Here is a 17,757-nt window from a genome sequence, read left to right as displayed (position 1 = left end):
ACGCGGTCGCCCATCCCGCCCGGCCACTTCGCAGCCAGGCCTTCGTTTCCCAGCTTTTCCGGAGTTTTCCGTGCCGACTGCCAATCCATCGACCTCGCCGCTGCGCCAGCGGTTTCGCCCGTTATGGTGGCTGGCCATCAGCTATGTGCTGATCGGCGCGCTGACCCGCATCGTGCTGCTTTACATGTCCGGTAGCGGCGTGCCGCACAACCCGCTCTATTGGGGTTATGCATTCGGCGTCGGGCTGGGCTACGACCTGATCGTGTTCGTCTTTCTTGCCTGGCTGCTGATGCTTTATCTGTGGCTGGTGCCGCAGCGCCTCTATGTGTCGCGCGCAGGCCAGTGGGCGATGTACATAGGCGGCGCGGTGATGCTGTTCGGGCTGCTCTTCGTGGCGGCCTCGGAGCTGGTGTTCTGGGCGGAATTCGGCACCCGCTTCAATTTCATCGCAGTCGATTACCTGGTCTACACCACCGAGGTGATCGGCAATATCCGCGAGTCCTATCCGCTGGGCACCTGGATCAGTCTGCTCGCCATCGCCACCCTGGTTGTCGTGTGGCTCAGCCGCGGCGGCCTGCAGGCGCGCGACAGCGGCACCCGTTTTCTTCAGCGCAGCAAGGTGGTGCTGGTGTGGCTGGTGATCACGGTGGTCCTGGCGGTCGCCGTCAAGGGCACCTTCAAGGATCGCACCGACAACACCTATGTGAACGAACTCTCCGGCAACGGCGTGTTCGAGTTCTTCGCCGCGTTCCGCTCCAGCCATCTGGACTACTCGCGCTTTTATCGCACCCTGCCCGACGACGAGGCGTTCAAGCGCGTGCGCGAGCTGGTGAAGACGCCTGAGGCCACCTACGTCAGCAGCGATCCGCATGACCTGACGCGCGAAATCCGCCATGCCGGTCCGGAGAAGCATCTCAACGTGGTGCTGATCAGCGTGGAGAGCCTGTCGGCCGACTTCCTCTCGGAGTTCAGCAACAAGCGCGGCAACATCACGCCCAACCTGGATGCGCTGATCGACCAGAGCATGTTCTTCGACAACCTCTACGCCAACGGCACCCGCACGGTGCGCGGCCTGGAAGCGTTGTCGCTGTCGGTGCCGCCCACGCCGGGCGACTCCATCGTGAAGGCGCACAACAACGAGAACCTGTTCTCGGCCGCCAATGTGTTCAATGCCCGCGGCTACCAGTCCGACTTTGTCTACGGTGGCTACGGCTACTTCGACAACATGAACTACTTCTTCGCCCATAACGGCTATCGCGCGGTGGACCGCAACGATATCGGCAAGGGCGAGACGATCCATCACGAAAACGTGTGGGGCGTGGCGGACGAAGATCTCTACACGCTGGCGCTCAAGCAGATGGACGAGGCGCAGGCGCAGGGCAAGCCGTTCTTCCTGCACATCATGACCACCTCCAACCATCGTCCGTTCACCGTGCCGGCCAATCGCGTGCCGCAAAAGAACGGTACGCGCGAGGCAGCGGTGGCGTATACGGACTGGTCCATCGCCGATTTCATCAAGCGCGCCAGAAGCAAGCCCTACTTCGACGACACGGTGTTCGTGATCACCGCCGACCACTGCGCCTCCAGCGCGGGCCGCAGCAGCGTGCCGATCAACCGTTATCACATCCCGCTGTGGATCTATTCGCCCAAGCACATCCAGCCGCAGCGCGTGTCGCGGCAGATGGCCCAGGTGGACATCATCCCCACGGTGATGGGCCTGCTCAATTTCAGCTACCGCAGCCGCTTCTTCGGCGCTGACATTTTCCAGCTTGAACCGGGCCGCGAACGCGCCTTCCCGGCCACCTACGAGAAGCTCGGCTACCTGCATGGCGACGCACTCACCGTGCTCGAACCGCAGCGCAAGCTGGAGCAGGTCAAGCCGAACTTCGACAACGGCGATGCCGTGCCCAATACACCGGTGGACCAAGGACAGGTGGACGATGCCACCGCCTATTACCAGGTCGCCGCGTCCCTGTTCAAACACGGTCAGTTGATCAAGCGGCCGGACGACGACACACCGGTGCAGCCTGCGCCTGCACCAGCTGCCGCTTCCAGCACGCACTAAGCAAAACGCCCGCGGACGACGCGGGCGTTTTCTTTTGGCGGGCTGATTTGTCGGAGCGTCAGAGCCGGTCGCCCTGGTCCGCCTCCAGCACGTCGGCCGGCAACGGCAACACATCCATGCCCCGTGCAAACAACATGGCCTGGAAGCGTTCGCCCATCTGCTCGGGCAGCGTGAGTTTCTTGACCTGTTGTGCCAGGTCATAGCGCGCGGCTTCGTCTGCGGCCGCTTCGTACGCCACGCCAAAGATGTCCTGCAATCCACTGCCGATCAGGAACTGCGCCTGCGGCATATAGCCGGCCACGCCGAAGCCTGCGCTATTGCCCGCCTCGGCCAGCGCGGTGAAATCGACCGACGCAGTGAGGTCGTTGAGGCCTGGCAGATACAGCGGATCGTTGTGCGAGCGATGGCGGTAGTAGGCTCGCAAGGTGCCATCGTTGCGCTCGGGCAAGTAATACTCGCGACGCACATAGCCGTAGTCGATGAACAGCATCACGCCGGCGGTGAGCGAACCGGCGATCGCCTGGATCCAGTACGGCAGCTGCGGCAGGATTTCCGAGCGATAACCTTCGGGAAATTCCGCCTCCAGATCGCGTTCGACATGACGCACGGCGCCGGACACGAGGGCATCGGCGGGACGATCCACGCGCATCAGACGGCCTTCGCCATCGAGCGCGACGTATTCTTCATAGACTTCACCGGCGCGCAGGGTGAAGCGCGTGGTCGGCAGTGCGTCGATCACCTCGTTGGCGAACAGCACGCCCTGCCAGTCCTGCTCCGGCGGACGATCCAGCCACAGCACGTGCGCAAACAGCTCCGAGGGCAGCGCTGCCGCAAGCCGGTCGCGCTGGCGTTCGCGCAGATCGGCGCTGGGTTCGAGGATGTAGTAGCGACGCGGGACGGCGCCGTTCGCGGCGAAGGCCTTGAGCGCCGCTTCGGCAAATGCGCCGCTGCCGCCACCGAGCTCCAGGAAGTCGGCCGAGTCGCCCAACATCTCGAGCACGGGATAGGTGGCATTCACCACGCAACGTGCAAACAACTCGCCCAGTTCGGGCGCCGTGATGAAATCACCCGCTTCGCCGAACTTGGTCTTGCCGGCACTGTAGTAACCCAGGCCCGGCGCATACAGGCAGCGCTCCATGTACTGCGAAAACGGCATCGGACCATGCGCGGCGATTTCCTCGCGCAGACGCGTCAGCAGTCGGTCGGAATGGGCGCGCTCGTCGGCGCCGGGATCGGGGAGTCGGGAAGACATGGGGTTGCCTGCGGGGAAACAGGCGAAGTCTAACCCATGCCCCGCCATAGCCTCGTGAGGGAGGGGAGACCGGCTATGGCGGGGACATCGGCCCAGCTGACTGGGTGCGACGGCCAAAGCGGCTGCGCGCTTTGGCGGCAACGTTCAATTAGAAATTGAAGTCTTTCTGCAAGCTCAGGAACACGCCACGACGCGGACCAAACTGCGGCGCGCCCACACCGATGCCGGTGCCGCTGCGCAACTCGTAGGTGCGATCCAGCGCATTGATCAGCGCCAGCTGCGTGTGGAACTTGCCGGTGCTGTCAAAGGTGAAGTCGTGCGACACGCTCAAATTGAGCTGGAAGTAGTACGGCAGCGACAAGCCATTGGGCGTCAGGCCGTCCTCACGCAAACCGCTGCCAAACAGGTAGTCGGCGCCGACCTTGGTGGTGTCGTTGATGGCGTAGTTGATGCCGCCCGACGAGGTCAGTTTCTGGTCGTGGTCGAGATGGATGAAGTTGTCCGCGATATAGGCCAGGTCATCCGGATTGAAGTTGTACTGGCCGGTGATCACATCCTTGCCCATGGCACGGCTATAGGCAAAGTTGAAGTACGCCGTGATCGGTCCGTTGTCGTAGTTGACCGTGAGCTCGGTGCCGCGGATGCGCCCGTAGCGGTAGTTGAACGTCGAGTACACCAGGGCGGTACCGAACTGCCCTTCATCCTGCAGGCGGCTGACATCGCGGTAGTACGCATCCAGACCCACCGTCCAGTTCGAACCGATGTTCTGCTGCACACCCAGGTCGTAATAGTTGGAGCGCTCGGCCAGCGGCGTGTTGTTGCCGTAGTTCTGCACGGCGTTGGTGGTATTGGCGAACGCATTGATATCCTCGTTGGAAATCAGCTCGTTCGCGGGCGGCGTGAAATAACGCGAGTAGCCGGCATGCACGGTCGTGCTGTCGGTGGCCTGCCACACCACGCCGATGCGCGGACTAAGTTGGCTTTCGGTACGGAAAGCCTGGTACTGGTCGCCACGCAAGCCGTAGTTCAGCGTCCACTTGTCGCTGATGTTCCACTCGTCCTGCACATAGGCGGCCCAGGTTCGGGCGGTAATCTTGTCGCCGGTGAAGATATTGAACGGCACCGTGCTGGCCTGGCTGCCGTCCGGGTTGGCCGGGAACACCAACGAGTTCGTGTTGGTGGTGGCCTGATCGAAGTTGCCGTACAGGCCGTAACGCAGCGTATGGCTGCCACCCCACGGCATCGAGAAGTCGGCCTGCAACGTGCTGGCACGATCGCTCTGGTTGATGGCAGCGGCCACGCCATTGAACATCAGGTCGCCGATTTCGTCGGGCATGTACTGCAACCCGCTGAAGCGCTGGCCGAGCGACACCTGATACGCCGTATCGCCGAACTTGCCCTGCAACGAGAGCACGCCAAAGCGCGTCTGCTCGTTCTGGCGGTCGTTGAGGTCGGCAGAGTTGAAATTGACGGTATCCAGATAGCCGAACTGCGGCTCCTGGTTGGGGTCGTTGGGAATCTGGAAGCGGCTGTTGCTCGCGCCGAATATGAAGCTGATGCGCGTGTCGTTGTCGATCAGGTAGCTGATGTCACCAAAGGCCTTCACCTGGTTGGTGTGATCGTGGATCGGCGTACGGCTCGGCGTCGGATTCTCGATGCCGACGTCGCTCTCCATGTAGTTGGCGGTCAGGAACCAGCTCCAGCGATCGTTGCTGCCCCACAGCGAAGCATTGGGATTGACCGTGCCGAACGAGCCACCGGTGATGCCCACGCTGCCGCCATTGCCCAGCGACGAACCCGCCTTGGTGGTGATATCGACGACGGCGGCGGTGCGCTCACCGTACTGCGCCGGCAGGGCGCCATCGAGCAGGGTCACGCTCTGGATGGTGCGGGCATCCAGCACCTGGCCGAAACCGGAAATCGATTCGGGCAGCATCACGCCATTGATGCGGTACTGCAGGTTGGCGTGGTCTCCGCGTACATGCAGGCCACCGTAGGAATCCTGGACCACGCCCGGCGCCTGCAGGATCACCTGGTTCAACGGCGTCGAGTCGCCAAGCGGCAGCGCCTGGATGGCCTTCTGGTCGATCACGTACTGGCTGCTGCCGGTGTCCGGCGACAGCGAATTGCGCGCCTGGTCGAGCGCTGCGCTCACGTCGATCGTGCCCAGTTGCTTCACCTTGCCAGCAGGCTGGTTGCGCGTGACACCCGTGGAGCCCACGTCGCTGCCATCGGTGGGCGTGGGCGCGTTGACGGTGCTGGTATCTGGGGTCGAGCTGGTCTGGGCGTAGGCGGCGGGGAAGGCGCCAAAGGCAACGGCAAGACTCACGGCAAGCAGGCTACGTTTCATTGGGTGTCCGGGAAGGGGGCGGTCGTTGTTATTTTCGATACGTTATAACATTGCCATTCTAGACCAGACCCCGCCTGCCCCAGAAGTCATGCTTGGTCGGGCAAGTTCCTGCGTTCAGGTCCGGCCCGGTCCCGGGGCTCAGCGGGTTTTCACGCGCGCGGCCTAGACTGGGGCGTCGCGCGGCATCCGCCGCCCTGCCGAGCCCGGTCCATGTCCCCGTCTTCTAACCAGCTACCGGCCGTCATCGCCGACCATGGCCGCGTGACCCAGGCCATCCTGGATTTCGTGAGCCAGATTCCCGATAGCCAGGTGCCCGGCGCCCGCGATCCCGAGAAGGAAGCCCGCCGCCTCGCCACCCGCGCGCAGCAACGCGCCGGCCTTACCGCCGGCTCGCTGGCCCTGCCGCCAGGCCCGCTGGGCTGGCTCACCGTGCTGCCGGAAGTCGTGGCGATCTGGAAGATCCAGGCGCAGATGGTCAGCGACATCGCGGCCGCCTATGGCCAGCACTCGGAGCTGGGCCGCGAGCAGATGCTGTGGTGCCTGTTCCGGCACACGGCCGCGCAGGCGTTCCGCGACCTGGTGGTGCGCGTCGGCGATCGACTGCTGTTTCGTCGCGTCACCACCTCGCTGATCGAGCGCGTGGCCAAGACCGTCGGCATCAAGGTGACCCAGCGCGCCGTAGGGAGTGGCCTCTCGCGCTGGATCCCGGTGGTCGGTGCGGTAGGCGTGGGCAGTTACGCGTATTACGACACCGGACAGGTGGCGCGCACCGCCATCGCCATGTTCAGCACGCCATTCGAGACGCAGGCCACTGACGCCGACGCCGCTTCCGCGGACACCACGGCGCCGGCGGGATGACGTCGCCAGTGCTTTGGGGCAAGCTCGCGCCCTGGTTGCGTCACGCAGGAGCCCACGCATGAATACTCAGCACGAGCGCCCGGTGGCCCTGATCACCGGCGCGGGCAAACGCGTCGGCGCCGTGATTGCCCGGACTCTGCATGCGGCAGGCTACGATCTGGCGCTGCACTACCGCCACTCGGCCGCCGACGCCGAATTGCTGGCCGCCTCGCTGGAACGGCAGCGCAGCAACAGCACGTGCATCGTGCAAGCGGAACTGGCCGATCTCGGTGCATTGCCGGGCGTGGTGCAGCGCGCACTCGATCGCTTCGGACGTCTGGATGCGCTGGTCAACAATGCGTCGGCGTTCTATCCCACGCCGGTGGGTACGGCGACACCGGCGCAGTGGAACGAACTGTTTGCCTCCAACGCGCAGGCGCCGTTCTTCCTCGCCCAGGCGGCCACGCCTGCCCTGCGCGCCGCACGCGGCGCCATCGTCAATCTCGTGGACATCTACGCGGAACGCCCGCTCGCCAACCATCCGGTCTATTGCATGGCGAAAGCAGCGCTGGAAGCGATGACGCGTTCGCTCGCCCTTGATCTGGGCCCCGATGTGCGCGTCAACGGCGTGGCGCCAGGCGCCGTGATGTGGCCGAGTGATGGCAAGGCCTACGACGACCAGCAGGCCATGCTCGCGCGCACGCCACTGCAGCGAGCCGGCTCGCCCGAGGACGTCGCCGGCGCAGTGCTATGGCTGCTGCGCGACGCGCCGTTCGTGACGGGCCAGATCATCCGCGTGGATGGCGGACGCACGCTTTCCGTGTGAGCAAGAAAAAGGGCGCCGCAGCGCCCTTTCCTTTCATGCATCGACTCAGACGATTTACTTCTTCTTGGGCCTGAAGGCCTGCTCGAGCATCGCCTGGTCAAAGCCGTAACCCACTTCGCCCTCTTCGGCGTAGCGATACAGCGCAGCGGCGTAGATGCCTTGCAGCGAGGCCTGGACCAGGCCGAGCATGGTCAGGCCCACCACCACGATCACGATGGCCGCAATGATGGCCGTGATCGACTGCGTGGCAAAGGCGCCGCCGACGAGCAGCGCGGCCACCAGGATGGCGACGAACATCAACAGGCCGAACACCACGCCGATGCCGGCGTTGCCGATGATGTTTTCGCCCCAGGTGCGCTTGAGCAATTCCACGCTGCGCGAGATCGCTTCGGTCGGACCCACGTCCTGGCTGGCCAGCACCGGCACGACCAGGAAGGTCGCCACGGTCCAGGCCAGACCAAGGAAGCCGGCGACCAGGCGACCGATCAAACCGAGGCGCTCCTGCAAGGCACGCAGCACCAGACCCACGGTGGCGGCGATCAGTGCATAGCCGAAGATGTTGACGATGCGCGAGCGTGCCACTGCCATGCCCTCGCCAAAACTGGTGGGCTCACCGCGCAAGCGGGCCAATGCAGCGCCGGCCAGTGCGGTGTTGAAGAAGATGATCACGAAGTACTGCACGAGGTAGAACAGAAACAACAGCACATAGCCGCCGACGGTCATGCGATGACCTTGCTCGACAGCTGCGCCGGACGCCATCAGTGCAACGATGATCGGCACCAGGAAGCTGGCTGCCACGAGCAGGCAGCAGATGCTGGAGGCCAGCGGGAACATCAACAGCGACTTGTCCGAACGCAACACTTCCGCACTGGCCTTCATCAGGCTCCAGCTGCGCGAAAAACGACCTGCCATATCCCTACCCCCATTCCATGTTAGGTGGAAAGGTTTCTAGCATTAGTTGTGTCGCCGGGACAGTGCTGGCGCCGCTGGTGTCAGGCAGATGTCAGGCCGGGCCGGCGTGTTACCAGGAGCGGCGCTTGGGTCGGAACACCACGCGCTCATCGAATGCCTCGCACAGCAGGCTCAGCACGCCGCCGGCCGCAATGATGGCGAGCAACAGCACCAACAGCCAGGAATCGTAGAAGAAGCGATGCGCCTTGAAGCCCAGCCACGCCGCCGCCGCGCACGTCACGATGACGAGTACCAGCGGCGTACCGTAACTCACGACGGCATCGCAGCCGGAACAACTGCGGATGCCGTGCGCGGCCGCGCTCTGGCAATGCGGACAGATCACATAGCGGATCGATGCAACATCTTTGCGCGGGTTCGACATGCTTCCCTGCTGACTCTGCTTGCGTTCACTGCATGCCGGTATGGCGGATGGAACGGCAAAACGGCGCCCGCGAAACGCGCAACGCCAATGGGCCGACTTGAAGGCCACAGCGTATTTCACGGGAAATTTGCAGGAAATCGGACGAGTCCGAAAAGCCATCGCCAGCAAAGGAACGAGGCGCGCGGATTGGTCACCGCAAGTCGCGCACGCGAGCGCTTAAAGCGGCTCGACCACCAGCGGTTCGCTATCGGCGGGAAACGACGACCACAGCGCGGCCATGGTCTGGCCGGTCAGCGGATGCTTGAGCTGCGGCGCAATATCGGCGATGGGCTTGAGCACGAAGGCGTGGCGCAGCTCTTTGCGCGGGATATCCAGATGACCTTCGCCCTGCCGCACCAGGTCGTCGTACAAGACGATGTCGACATCGAGCGTGCGGTCGGAATAGCGCGGCACGTCACGACGGCGACCATGACGGTCTTCCAGCGCGTGCAACCAGTCGTTGAGCGCTTCGGGAGAAAGATCCGTGTCCAGCCCCACGGCCAGATTCACGAAATCCGCGCCATCAAAACCCACCGACTTGCTGCGGTAGGCGGGCGACACCGAGAGCGCGCCGAAGCGCGCGCGCAGCTCGTCGATGGCGGCACGGAGATAATGCGCGGGTTCGAGGTTGGAACCCAGGCTCAGATAGACGCGTGCCATCAGATCAGCGCGTCACTGCGGTCGCGTACCGCGTTCGATGCGCACGCCCACCGACTTGGCGCCGCGCACGGCGCCAGGCTTGGAGAGCTTCAACCGCACCCACGACACGCCGAACTCTTCGCGAATGATGGCGGCGCATTTTTCCGCCAGCGTCTCCACCAAGCCGAAGCTGGACGCGCCGACATAATCGATCAGGCGCTTGGACACGTCCTTGTAATTGAGCGTAAGCGCGATGTCGTCGCTGGCGGCAGGCACGGTGTTGTCGAACGCCATTTCGATGTCGAACGACAGCGTCTGCCGCACGCGGCGCTCCCAGTCGTAGATGCCGATGACGGCATCGATGCGCAGGTCTTCGATGAAAACGATATCCATGCGGGTAGGGTAGCGATCTCTCTGTGGGAGCGCACCCTGTGCGCGACTGCGGCGTATCGTCGTCACCGCTCCGTTGGCTTGTCGCGCACAGGGTGCGCTCCCACAGGGTGGGTGTCGTTACGTGGCCGGCGGCAGCGTTTCCAGGTCCCAGCGCGGATACACCTGCACGGTCTCATCCTGATGCTGTCCATGCGCAAGACGGATGGCGCCGGCCAGGGCGATCATGGCGCCGTTGTCCGTGCAGAACGCCAGGCGCGGGAAATACACCTGGAAACCATCCTTCGCACCCGCTGCCGCCAGTTCGGCCCGCAGATGCTGGTTGGCGCCCACGCCACCGGCGATCACCAGCCGCTTGGCGCCGCTGGCCTGCAGGGCGCGACGGCACTTGATGATCATGGTGTCGACGATCGCTTCTTCGAATGCACGCGCCACGTCGGCGCGGGTCTGCTCGGTCTGGTCCGAGTTCTGCCAGGCCAGCAGCACCTGGGTCTTGAGCCCGGAGAAGCTGAAATCCAGGCCGGGGCGGTCGGTCATCGGGCGGGAGAAGCGGAACACGCCGGGACGACCCTGCTGCGCCAGCTTGGCCAGCGCCGGACCGCCGGGGTACGGCAGACCCATCAGCTTGGCGGTCTTGTCGAACGCTTCGCCGGCGGCGTCGTCCAGGGTGTCGCCGAGGATCTTGTATTCGCCAATGGCTTTGACTTCCACCAGCATCGAATGGCCGCCGGACACCAGCAGCGCCACGAACGGCGGCTCGGGCGGGTTGTCCTCCAGCAGCGGGGCCAGCAGGTGGCCTTCCATGTGGTGCACGCCGATGGCCGGCACACCGAGCGCCCAGGCCATGGCACGGGCCGCGGAGGCGCCGACCAGCAGCGCCCCGACGAGACCTGGACCGGCGGTGTAAGCTACCCCTCCCAGGTCGGCCGGCGTCAAGCCAGCCTGGGCCATCGCTTCGCGCACCAAAGGCAGCAGTTTGCGCACGTGGTCGCGACTGGCCAGCTCCGGCACGACCCCGCCGTATTCGGCGTGGAGCTTGATCTGGCTGTAAAGCGTATGTGAAAGCAGGCCATGGCCAGGCGCGCCCGGTTCCCAGCGCAGCAGGGCTACGCCGGTCTCGTCGCAAGAGGTCTCGATGCCCAGTACCGGCTTGTTTGCCGGCGGCTCGTACTGGGGCTTTGAAATTGCTGTCGTTTCCACGTTATACTTCGCGGCTCACCGTATTCAAACGGCTCGTTCAGGCGAGCCAGTCTAACACTTGGAGTCTCCATGCCCAGCGTAAAAGTCCGCGAGAACGAGCCGTTCGAGCTTGCCCTCCGTCGCTTCAAGCGCACCTGCGAAAAGGCCGGCGTCCTGGCTGAAACCCGCAAGCGCGAGTTCTATGAGAAGCCGACCCAGGAGCGTAAGCGCAAGCGCGCTGCCGCGGTGAAGCGTCACCTGCGTCGCCTCTCGCGCGACACGTCGCGTCGTACGCGTCTGTACTGAGCCTCCTCGTCCGCCCTGCGGACGATCCGAGGTTCTCGTGGCGCCCAGGCGCCATGACAGGTAGCCAGGCAGCTGGCGCGTCCATCCGCTGCCGCTGTGTCTTCGCAGACCTACACTAGCCGGCGTTGCCCAGTGCAACGCCGGCTTTTGTGTTTCCCAAGGAAAATCCTCATGACCCTGAAGCAGCAGCTCACCGACGACATGAAGACCGCCATGCGTGGCGGCGAGAAAGATCGCCTGGGCGTGATCCGCCTGATCCTGGCCGCGATCAAGCAGCGCGAAGTGGACGAGCGCATCGAGCTCGACGACGTGCAGACGCTGGCCGTGCTGGAGAAGATGGTCAAGCAGCGCAAGGATTCGATCACCCAGTTCGAGGCCGCCAACCGCACGGACCTGGCCGACATCGAACGCGCCGAGATGGTGGTGATCGACACCTACCTGCCGACTAAGCTTGGCGATGAGGAAATCGACGCGCTGATCACCGCCGCCATTGCCGAAACGGGCGCCAGCTCGGCGCGCGACATGGGCAAGGTGGTGGCCGCCGTAAAGGAAAAGGCTGCCGGCCGCGCCGACATGGGCGTGGTGTCCGGCCGCATCAAGGCGCGCCTGGCCGGCTGATCGCCTGGCTTCGACGCCCGCTGGCGTTACACCTCATCGAACAGCGCGCCCCGCCTGCGGGCGCGCCCCGGTGCATCGCCTGGCGCGATGCCCCGGCACTTGCACTACCTCCACAACGAAGCTGCACGGCCTTCACAGTCGGGCCCCTAAAACGGCACGGCCACCGGCTGCGCCGGTGCCCTTCGTCAATGGGAGTGACACATGCTTAAGTGGGCCATCATCCTCGCCATCGTCTCGCTGGTGACCGGCTGGCTGGGTTTCGGCACCTTGTCCGGCGCGACCGGCGCGATCGCCAAGGTGCTGTTCGCGATCTTCATCATCCTGTTCTTGCTGGCCCTGCTGGCCGTCATCGGCGTCATCCACATGGTCTAGGGCCGGCTCGCGCCCTAGTCGATGATGCGTTCCATGCGCCGGTGGTCGGGCACCCGGCCGCGTTCGTTGGCGAGTCGTGACATGCGCTCGCCCACGACCTTGAAACCGGCGCGCCGGTAGAGGGCCTCGGCCCTGGGATTGCTTGCGGCAACATCCAGCGTGACGCGGCTGCGTCCGGTCTCGCGTGCGGCGCCCACCAGCTGATCGATGAGTGCGCGGCCGATGCCGTGGCCACGTAGCTCGGGCAGCACCGCGAGATGCGCCAGGTAGTGCATATCGTCCTGGGGCGGCTGGATCACCGATTCCACGCGCAGCCCACGTGCCATGACGCCCAGCCCCCGGCGCAGTCCGTAGTGGCGGATGATCTGCCTGGCCGCGGCCAGGGTAAACGGCCATTTCGCATCGGCGCCAAAGCCCGCGCCCACCGCCACCACCTTGCCCTCGGCAACGCCCACCCAGTGGTTGCGCCAGCCAAACTCGCCGGCGCCATCGACAAAACAGTGCTGCAGGAAGGCCTGCGCATCGCCGCCATCGCGGGTGGTGAACACGTAATCGAACGCCACCGGGCCCGAGCTGTAGATCAATGGCACGGCTACCGCGGCGTCTTCGGGCGCAGCCGGTCGAAACCGTACCTGCAGGCCCGATCTGGCCATTTCCAGCACATTTCCCATGGCACCCCCGGCCATCGCAACGCTTCGATCGGAGCATAAGGCAGCCCGATGACAGGCGCAGTGGCTGGCGAGGCCCGAACTGGGGGTGAAAGCGGCCATCGACGTGCGCAACCGATAGACTACGTAACTATGCGCGGACGTATCCCTGACAGCTTCATCGACGAATTGCTGACTCGCGTCGACATCGTCGACGTGATCGAGCGACGCGTGCCGTTGAAGAAGGCGGGACGCGAGTGGACGGCCTGCTGTCCGTTCCACAACGAGCGCACGCCGTCGTTCTACGTGAGCCCCGCCAAGCAGTTCTTCCACTGCTTTGGCTGCGGCGCGCACGGCAGCGCGGTGAAGTTCCTGATGGACTATGAGCGCCTGGAATTCCCCGATGCGGTGGAGGAACTGGCGCAGTCAGTGGGGCTCACCGTGCCGCGCGAAGGCGGCGACGACCGCGTCCAGCGCGAGGACAAGACCGACCTCTACGCCCTGCTTGATGCAGCGGCGGGCTGGTACGAAAAAGAGCTGCCCAAGAACGCCGACGCGCAGGCCTACTGCAAGAAGCGGGGGCTCGATGCGCAGACCATCCAGCGTTTTCGCATCGGCTGGGCACCGGCGGGTTTTGACGGCGTGATCAAGGCGCTGGGCGGCAGCGATAAGCGCATGCAGCTGCTCAACGAAGCGGGCATGGTGGCGAGCAGCGAACGCGGCAGCCGCTACGACCGATTCCGCGAACGCTTGATGTTTCCGATCCTTGATCGCCGCGGTCGCGTGATCGCCTTTGGCGGCCGCATTATTTCCAGCGCGCCTCCTGCGCGCGAAGGTCAAGAAGCGGGCATCCCTGCCCGCACTCCTCAAAAAGAGCCCGGCCCCAAGTACCTAAATTCGCCCGAAACGCCGCTATTCCACAAGGGCCGCGAACTGTTCGCGCTGTGGCAGGTGAAGCAGGCCAATCCCAGCCTCACGCGCATCGTGGTGGTCGAGGGTTATATGGACGTGATCGCCATGCATCAGGCGGGGCTGCCGATCGCAGTCGCCACCCTGGGCACGGCCACCACGCCCGAGCACACCGAAGTGCTGTTCCGCGCCGCGCCCGACGTGGTGTTCTGCTTCGACGGCGATCGCGCGGGTCGCGCTGCCGCATGGAAGGCGCTGGAAGCGGCGCTGCCGCGACTGCGCGACGGACGCCAGGCGTACTTCCTGTTCCTGCCCGATGGCGAAGATCCCGACACGCTGATCCGCAAGGAAGGCAAGGATGGTTTCGAGAGGCGCCTCAAAGCCGCCACGCCGCTCTCCGAATATTTCTTCGGCGAACTGGCGCACGACGTGGATACCGCCAGCCTCGACGGCCGCGCCCGCCTCGCCGAACGCGCGCGTCCGCTGATCGCCCGGCTGCCCGATGGCGCGTTCCGCGATCTGATGGCGCAGGAGCTGGAGAAGCGCACCGGCGCACGCGCCACGCTGGACACCACGCCCGCGCCGCGCTCTGCGCTGCAGCGGCCCACCGTGGCGCAGCGCTCGCTGGTACGCAGCGCGATCGCTTCGCTGCTGGCACAGCCGGGCATGGCCGACCAGGTGGAACGACCCTATGGCTTCCTGCGCCTGGACAAACCCGGCGTGGAACTGCTGGCCGAACTGATCGACACGGCCCGCTCGCGTCCGGGCATCAACCCCGCCGTGCTGGTGGAACATTTCGCCGAACGGCCCGAATACCCCGCCCTGCAGAAGCTGATGGCGGCCCTGGTGGTCGGCGAGCCGGAGGCCCAGCGCGCGGAGTTCTTCGGCGCACTGCAACGCATGGAAGAACAGGCCGTGATCCAGCGCCGGGACTGGCTCACCGCCAAGAGCCGCGATGGCACGCTCGACAGCGCGGAAAAGGCTGAACTGCGCGAGTTGCTGGCCCGGCGCGTGGTCACTCCCCCGGCGTAACCTGCCTGACACAGTGGCCGCTGCATGCCGCCTCGGCATGAAAAGAACAGGGTTCTAACTATTGGCCCTGCAAGATTGCGCCTCAGCCCACAGGGAGCGTAGCGAGGTGCGCCAGCGCAAGCGTACGGACGTCTTCATATGGGATCATCGACCCTTAGTGAGGCATGGGTAGTCCGCCCGGGCATGGATGGTGATGGAACTACTTGAACGACTGGTCACGGTGTTCGCCGAAAACGGCTACCTCGCGGTATTCATCGCGTTGTTGCTGTGCGGCGCCGGCGTACCCTTGCCCGAAGACATCACCCTGGTCGCCGGTGGCGTGATCGCCGGTCTGGGCTACGCCAATGTGCACACCATGTTCGGCGTCGGCATGGCCGGCGTGCTGATCGGTGATGCCGGCATGTTCCTGCTCGGCCATCATTTCGGCGCACGCATCCTCAAGATCCGTTTTGTCGCGCGCGTGCTCACGCCGGAGCGCTACGCCAAGGTGCAGGAGAAATTCGAGCGCTATGGCAATCGCCTGATGTTCATCGCGCGCTTCCTGCCGGGCATGCGCACCGCCGTGTTCATCACGGCCGGCTCCACGCATCGCGTGTCGTTTCTGCGCTTCTTCCTGCTCGATGGCTTGGCCGCGCTGATCAGCGTGCCGATCTGGGTTTATCTCGGCTACCTGGGCGCCGACAACCACGAGTGGCTGGCCATGTGGATCCACCGTGGCCAGAACGGCCTGTGGCTGGTCGGCGGCGCCGCCCTGATCGTGGCGCTGGTGCTGTGGTGGCGGCACAAGCGACGCGTGGCGTGCGAGTCCGGTTCACGCTGAAGCCTTCAACGCATGGCCGATCACGTCCTCAGCGAACGCGAATATGACGATGAGTCGTTGGCGGACCTCGATCTGGTCGGCGCCACCCTCGATGGCATCCGCTTTCGCGACTGCAGCTTCACCCGCTGCAACTTCAGCGAGGCGACGCTCGCCCGGTGCCGCTTCAGCGACTGCGAATTCCAGGACTGCAATCTGAGCCTGGCCGTGCTCACCGGCAGCGGCTTCGACGGTACCCGCTTCACCGACTGCAAGATGGTTGGCATCAACTGGACGAAGGCGCACTGGCCACGCCTACGCACGGCCAAGGCATGGGTGTTCAAGCGCTGCGTACTGAACGACTCGTCATTCTTCGGGCTGGACCTGCGCGAGTTTGCCTTGATCGATTGCCGCGCGATCGATGTCGATTTCACCGATGCCAATGGTGAGGACGCGGACTTCAGCGACACCGACCTGCGCGACAGCGTGTTCGCCCGCACCCGGCTGGTCGGCGCCAATTTCAGCGGCGCGCAGAACTATCGCATCGACATCTTCAACAACGACATCAAGCGCGCACGCTTCTCGTTGCCCGAGGCGGTGGCCCTGCTCGACAGCCTGGACATCGAACTGCAGGACTGACGCTGCCAGCGGCGGAACTCAAGGTGACTTGGCATCCGCCACATTGCCCGCATCCTGCCTGTGCCACCAGCCGCCACCCAGCGACTGGAACAGCGCCACCGTATCGGAATAACGCGCCGCCCTCGCCTGCACCAGGCTCAACGCCGCCTGCTGCCAGGTGAGCTGTGCGTTGAGCATGGCGCTTTCGCTGATATCGCCGAGCGTCAACTGGCGTTTTGCGATGTCGAGGCTGCGCGCCGCCGCTTGTTCGGCGCGCTCGGCAGCAACGAGTGTGCGAGCGTCCGCGTCGATGGCGTGCAAGGTATCGGCCACGTTCTGCACGGCGCCGAGCACGGTGCTGCGGTATTGAGCTGCCGCCTGTCGATACGCCGCTTCCGCGCCGCGCTGCTTGTGCTTGAGCGTGCCGCCGTCGAACAGCGGCTGCGTCACCGAGGCGCCCACGGCCCAGAAGCCGCTGGCCGCGGTGAACAATTGGCTGGTCTTCTCCGACGCCGTGCCAAGCGACGCATTGATCTGCACATTGGGGAGACGATTGGCGATCGCCACGCCAACCTGCGCACTGGCCGAATGCAGCTGCTCTTCGGATGCGCGCACATCGGGGCGCTGCTCGACCAGCTGGGCCGGCAGGCTCAGTGGCAACTGAGTGGGCAGCTGCAGGCCGTCAAGGTCGAACTGCGCATCGATGCGCTGGTCCGGCGTGCGTCCCGTCAGTGTTGCCAGCAGGTCACGCTGTTGCGCGAGCTGCTTGTCCAGCGGCGGCAGGCTGGCACGACTCTGTTCCAGCGTGGCGACCTGCGCGGCAATGGCCGCTTCGGATACATCTCCCAGCGCCTGTTGGCGCTGCAAGGTGCCGAGGATCTTTTCCTGTTCGTCGATGATCTTGTGGGTCAGTTCGATCTGCGCTCGCAGCGAGGCTTCCTGGATGGCCGTGTTCACCACATTGCTGGTCAGGCTGAGGTAGGTCGCCTCCAGCTGAAAGCGCTGTTGATTGGCCTGTGCCGTGAGCGATTCGACCTGTCGGCGGTTGGCGCCCCAGATATCGAGCACATAGGACACACTCACCTGCGCCGTGGTCAGCGTGTACAAATCAGCGTTCGATGCCACGCCGCTGGCCACGTCGTTGGCAAAGTCCTGACGCGTGGGATTCGCGCTCGCGTTGATCGTGGGAAAGTATGCCCCGCGCTGCGCATACACCGACTCCCAGGCCGCCTGCAGCGATGCGTGCGCGGCTTCGATATCGGCATTGTGCCTGAGCGCGTCATCGATCAGGCCGTTGAGCGGCTCGGAGTGAAACAGCGTCCACCACTGCCCGGGGATATCCATCGAGGCGAGCACATGCTGCGCTTCGCCGCCCGGTCCAGCGACTGATGCTGTATCGCTGGCCATGGGCGTGGGCGAGTACGACTGACCCTGCGACGACACTTGTGGCCGCTTGTAGTCCGGGCCCACGGCGCAGCCGGTCAAGGCGATGGCCACGGCAAGGGCAAGCGTGCCGTGTAGCGAACGACGAAACGTGGTCTTGATCATG

The 17,757-nt window shown here is 64.7% G+C and carries 18 protein-coding genes; 9 read left to right on the top strand and 9 right to left on the bottom strand.

Going from position 1 to position 17,757, the window contains the following annotated elements:
- Positions 1-70 precede the first annotated feature (70 nt).
- The gene (locus AC1DE1_RS01230) at positions 71-2,065 is read left to right on the top strand and encodes an LTA synthase family protein (protein ID WP_441605211.1); all 1,995 of its coding nucleotides are present in this window, start codon (positions 71-73) and stop codon (positions 2,063-2,065) included.
- A gap of 58 nt (positions 2,066-2,123) precedes the next feature.
- Here the strand turns inward: AC1DE1_RS01230 and AC1DE1_RS01225 are convergent, their stop codons facing one another.
- Both AC1DE1_RS01225 and AC1DE1_RS01220 read right to left on the bottom strand, forming a co-directional pair.
- Positions 2,124-3,317: a class I SAM-dependent methyltransferase gene (locus tag AC1DE1_RS01225; protein WP_441605210.1), complete on the bottom strand. Its 1,194-nt coding sequence runs from the start codon at positions 3,315-3,317 to the stop codon at positions 2,124-2,126.
- 148 nt (positions 3,318-3,465) lie between these two features.
- Positions 3,466-5,667 carry a TonB-dependent receptor gene (locus tag AC1DE1_RS01220; RefSeq protein WP_477178834.1) on the bottom strand — a complete coding sequence of 734 codons (2,202 nt, stop codon included), beginning with the start codon at positions 5,665-5,667 and terminating at the stop codon, positions 3,466-3,468.
- A gap of 210 nt (positions 5,668-5,877) precedes the next feature.
- On the opposite strand from AC1DE1_RS01220, the gene AC1DE1_RS01215 reads away from it, so the two are divergent.
- Positions 5,878-6,525, top strand: a complete 648-nt coding sequence (locus tag AC1DE1_RS01215; RefSeq protein WP_441605208.1) for a hypothetical protein — start codon at positions 5,878-5,880, stop codon at positions 6,523-6,525.
- 58 nt (positions 6,526-6,583) lie between these two features.
- The gene (locus AC1DE1_RS01210) at positions 6,584-7,330 is read left to right on the top strand and encodes a pteridine reductase (RefSeq protein WP_441605207.1); all 747 of its coding nucleotides are present in this window, start codon (positions 6,584-6,586) and stop codon (positions 7,328-7,330) included.
- A gap of 54 nt (positions 7,331-7,384) precedes the next feature.
- Here AC1DE1_RS01210 and AC1DE1_RS01205 read toward each other — a convergent pair whose 3' ends face one another.
- From AC1DE1_RS01205 to tsaD, 5 genes are all read right to left on the bottom strand, one after another.
- The gene (locus AC1DE1_RS01205; protein ID WP_441605206.1) at positions 7,385-8,242 is read right to left on the bottom strand and encodes a DUF6159 family protein; all 858 of its coding nucleotides are present in this window, start codon (positions 8,240-8,242) and stop codon (positions 7,385-7,387) included.
- A 109-nt stretch (positions 8,243-8,351) separates the two neighbouring features.
- Positions 8,352-8,663 (bottom strand): hypothetical protein, encoded by a 312-nt coding sequence (locus tag AC1DE1_RS01200; protein ID WP_441605205.1) that lies wholly within the window; start codon positions 8,661-8,663, stop codon positions 8,352-8,354.
- A gap of 216 nt (positions 8,664-8,879) precedes the next feature.
- Complete coding sequence (gene folK, locus AC1DE1_RS01195; protein WP_441605204.1) at positions 8,880-9,362, bottom strand: 2-amino-4-hydroxy-6-hydroxymethyldihydropteridine diphosphokinase; 483 nt, start codon at positions 9,360-9,362, stop codon at positions 8,880-8,882.
- A 12-nt stretch (positions 9,363-9,374) separates the two neighbouring features.
- On the bottom strand, positions 9,375-9,734 hold the full coding sequence (gene folB, locus AC1DE1_RS01190) for a dihydroneopterin aldolase (RefSeq protein WP_046972384.1): 360 nt from the start codon (positions 9,732-9,734) through the stop codon (positions 9,375-9,377).
- Between the two features lie 117 nt (positions 9,735-9,851).
- On the bottom strand, positions 9,852-10,931 hold the full coding sequence (gene tsaD, locus AC1DE1_RS01185; RefSeq protein WP_441605203.1) for a tRNA (adenosine(37)-N6)-threonylcarbamoyltransferase complex transferase subunit TsaD: 1,080 nt from the start codon (positions 10,929-10,931) through the stop codon (positions 9,852-9,854).
- A gap of 69 nt (positions 10,932-11,000) precedes the next feature.
- On the opposite strand from tsaD, the gene rpsU reads away from it, so the two are divergent.
- The 3 genes from rpsU to AC1DE1_RS01170 all read left to right on the top strand — a co-directional run bounded on the left by rpsU (position 11,001) and on the right by AC1DE1_RS01170 (position 12,206).
- Complete coding sequence (rpsU, locus tag AC1DE1_RS01180; protein WP_014404075.1) at positions 11,001-11,216, top strand: 30S ribosomal protein S21; 216 nt, start codon at positions 11,001-11,003, stop codon at positions 11,214-11,216.
- A 171-nt stretch (positions 11,217-11,387) separates the two neighbouring features.
- On the top strand, positions 11,388-11,834 hold the full coding sequence (locus AC1DE1_RS01175) for a GatB/YqeY domain-containing protein (RefSeq protein WP_441605202.1): 447 nt from the start codon (positions 11,388-11,390) through the stop codon (positions 11,832-11,834).
- 201 nt (positions 11,835-12,035) lie between these two features.
- Positions 12,036-12,206, top strand: coding sequence for a DUF1328 family protein (locus AC1DE1_RS01170; RefSeq protein ID WP_046972381.1), 171 nt, complete (start codon positions 12,036-12,038; stop codon positions 12,204-12,206).
- A gap of 14 nt (positions 12,207-12,220) precedes the next feature.
- Here the strand turns inward: AC1DE1_RS01170 and AC1DE1_RS01165 are convergent, their stop codons facing one another.
- Positions 12,221-12,859, bottom strand: coding sequence for a GNAT family N-acetyltransferase (locus AC1DE1_RS01165; protein ID WP_441605201.1), 639 nt, complete (start codon positions 12,857-12,859; stop codon positions 12,221-12,223).
- A 147-nt stretch (positions 12,860-13,006) separates the two neighbouring features.
- Here AC1DE1_RS01165 and dnaG point away from each other — a divergent pair, with 147 nt between their 5' ends.
- The 3 genes from dnaG to AC1DE1_RS01150 all read left to right on the top strand — a co-directional run bounded on the left by dnaG (position 13,007) and on the right by AC1DE1_RS01150 (position 16,229).
- Positions 13,007-14,794, top strand: a complete 1,788-nt coding sequence (gene dnaG, locus AC1DE1_RS01160; RefSeq protein ID WP_441605200.1) for a DNA primase — start codon at positions 13,007-13,009, stop codon at positions 14,792-14,794.
- Between the two features lie 193 nt (positions 14,795-14,987).
- Complete coding sequence (locus tag AC1DE1_RS01155; protein ID WP_046972420.1) at positions 14,988-15,614, top strand: DedA family protein; 627 nt, start codon at positions 14,988-14,990, stop codon at positions 15,612-15,614.
- 12 nt (positions 15,615-15,626) lie between these two features.
- Positions 15,627-16,229: a pentapeptide repeat-containing protein gene (locus AC1DE1_RS01150; RefSeq protein ID WP_441605199.1), complete on the top strand. Its 603-nt coding sequence runs from the start codon at positions 15,627-15,629 to the stop codon at positions 16,227-16,229.
- Between the two features lie 18 nt (positions 16,230-16,247).
- Here the strand turns inward: AC1DE1_RS01150 and AC1DE1_RS01145 are convergent, their stop codons facing one another.
- Positions 16,248-17,756 (bottom strand): efflux transporter outer membrane subunit, encoded by a 1,509-nt coding sequence (locus AC1DE1_RS01145; protein ID WP_441611462.1) that lies wholly within the window; start codon positions 17,754-17,756, stop codon positions 16,248-16,250.
- Between the last annotated feature and the right edge of the window lies 1 nt (position 17,757).

The sequence above is a fragment of the Dyella sp. 05T440 genome (genome assembly GCF_056395965.1).
The sequence above is the reverse complement of the archived record's forward strand: the minus strand, read 5'-3'. Positions and strand labels throughout refer to the sequence as shown.

Coding starts and splice junctions, on each gene's coding strand:
- AC1DE1_RS01225 (WP_441605210.1), bottom strand. CDS start 3,317: ATGTCTTCCCGACTCCCCGATCCCGGCGCCGACGAGCGCGCCCATTCC.
- AC1DE1_RS01220 (WP_477178834.1), bottom strand. CDS start 5,667: ATGAAACGTAGCCTGCTTGCCGTGAGTCTTGCCGTTGCCTTTGGCGCC.
- AC1DE1_RS01215 (WP_441605208.1), top strand. CDS start 5,878: ATGTCCCCGTCTTCTAACCAGCTACCGGCCGTCATCGCCGACCATGGC.
- AC1DE1_RS01210 (WP_441605207.1), top strand. CDS start 6,584: ATGAATACTCAGCACGAGCGCCCGGTGGCCCTGATCACCGGCGCGGGC.
- AC1DE1_RS01205 (WP_441605206.1), bottom strand. CDS start 8,242: ATGGCAGGTCGTTTTTCGCGCAGCTGGAGCCTGATGAAGGCCAGTGCG.
- AC1DE1_RS01200 (WP_441605205.1), bottom strand. CDS start 8,663: ATGTCGAACCCGCGCAAAGATGTTGCATCGATCCGCTATGTGATCTGT.
- folK (WP_441605204.1), bottom strand. CDS start 9,362: ATGGCACGCGTCTATCTGAGCCTGGGTTCCAACCTCGAACCCGCGCAT.
- folB (WP_046972384.1), bottom strand. CDS start 9,734: ATGGATATCGTTTTCATCGAAGACCTGCGCATCGATGCCGTCATCGGC.
- rpsU (WP_014404075.1), top strand. CDS start 11,001: ATGCCCAGCGTAAAAGTCCGCGAGAACGAGCCGTTCGAGCTTGCCCTC.
- AC1DE1_RS01175 (WP_441605202.1), top strand. CDS start 11,388: ATGACCCTGAAGCAGCAGCTCACCGACGACATGAAGACCGCCATGCGT.
- AC1DE1_RS01170 (WP_046972381.1), top strand. CDS start 12,036: ATGCTTAAGTGGGCCATCATCCTCGCCATCGTCTCGCTGGTGACCGGC.
- AC1DE1_RS01165 (WP_441605201.1), bottom strand. CDS start 12,859: ATGGCCAGATCGGGCCTGCAGGTACGGTTTCGACCGGCTGCGCCCGAA.
- dnaG (WP_441605200.1), top strand. CDS start 13,007: ATGCGCGGACGTATCCCTGACAGCTTCATCGACGAATTGCTGACTCGC.
- AC1DE1_RS01155 (WP_046972420.1), top strand. CDS start 14,988: ATGGAACTACTTGAACGACTGGTCACGGTGTTCGCCGAAAACGGCTAC.
- AC1DE1_RS01150 (WP_441605199.1), top strand. CDS start 15,627: ATGGCCGATCACGTCCTCAGCGAACGCGAATATGACGATGAGTCGTTG.
- AC1DE1_RS01145 (WP_441611462.1), bottom strand. CDS start 17,756: ATGATCAAGACCACGTTTCGTCGTTCGCTACACGGCACGCTTGCCCTT.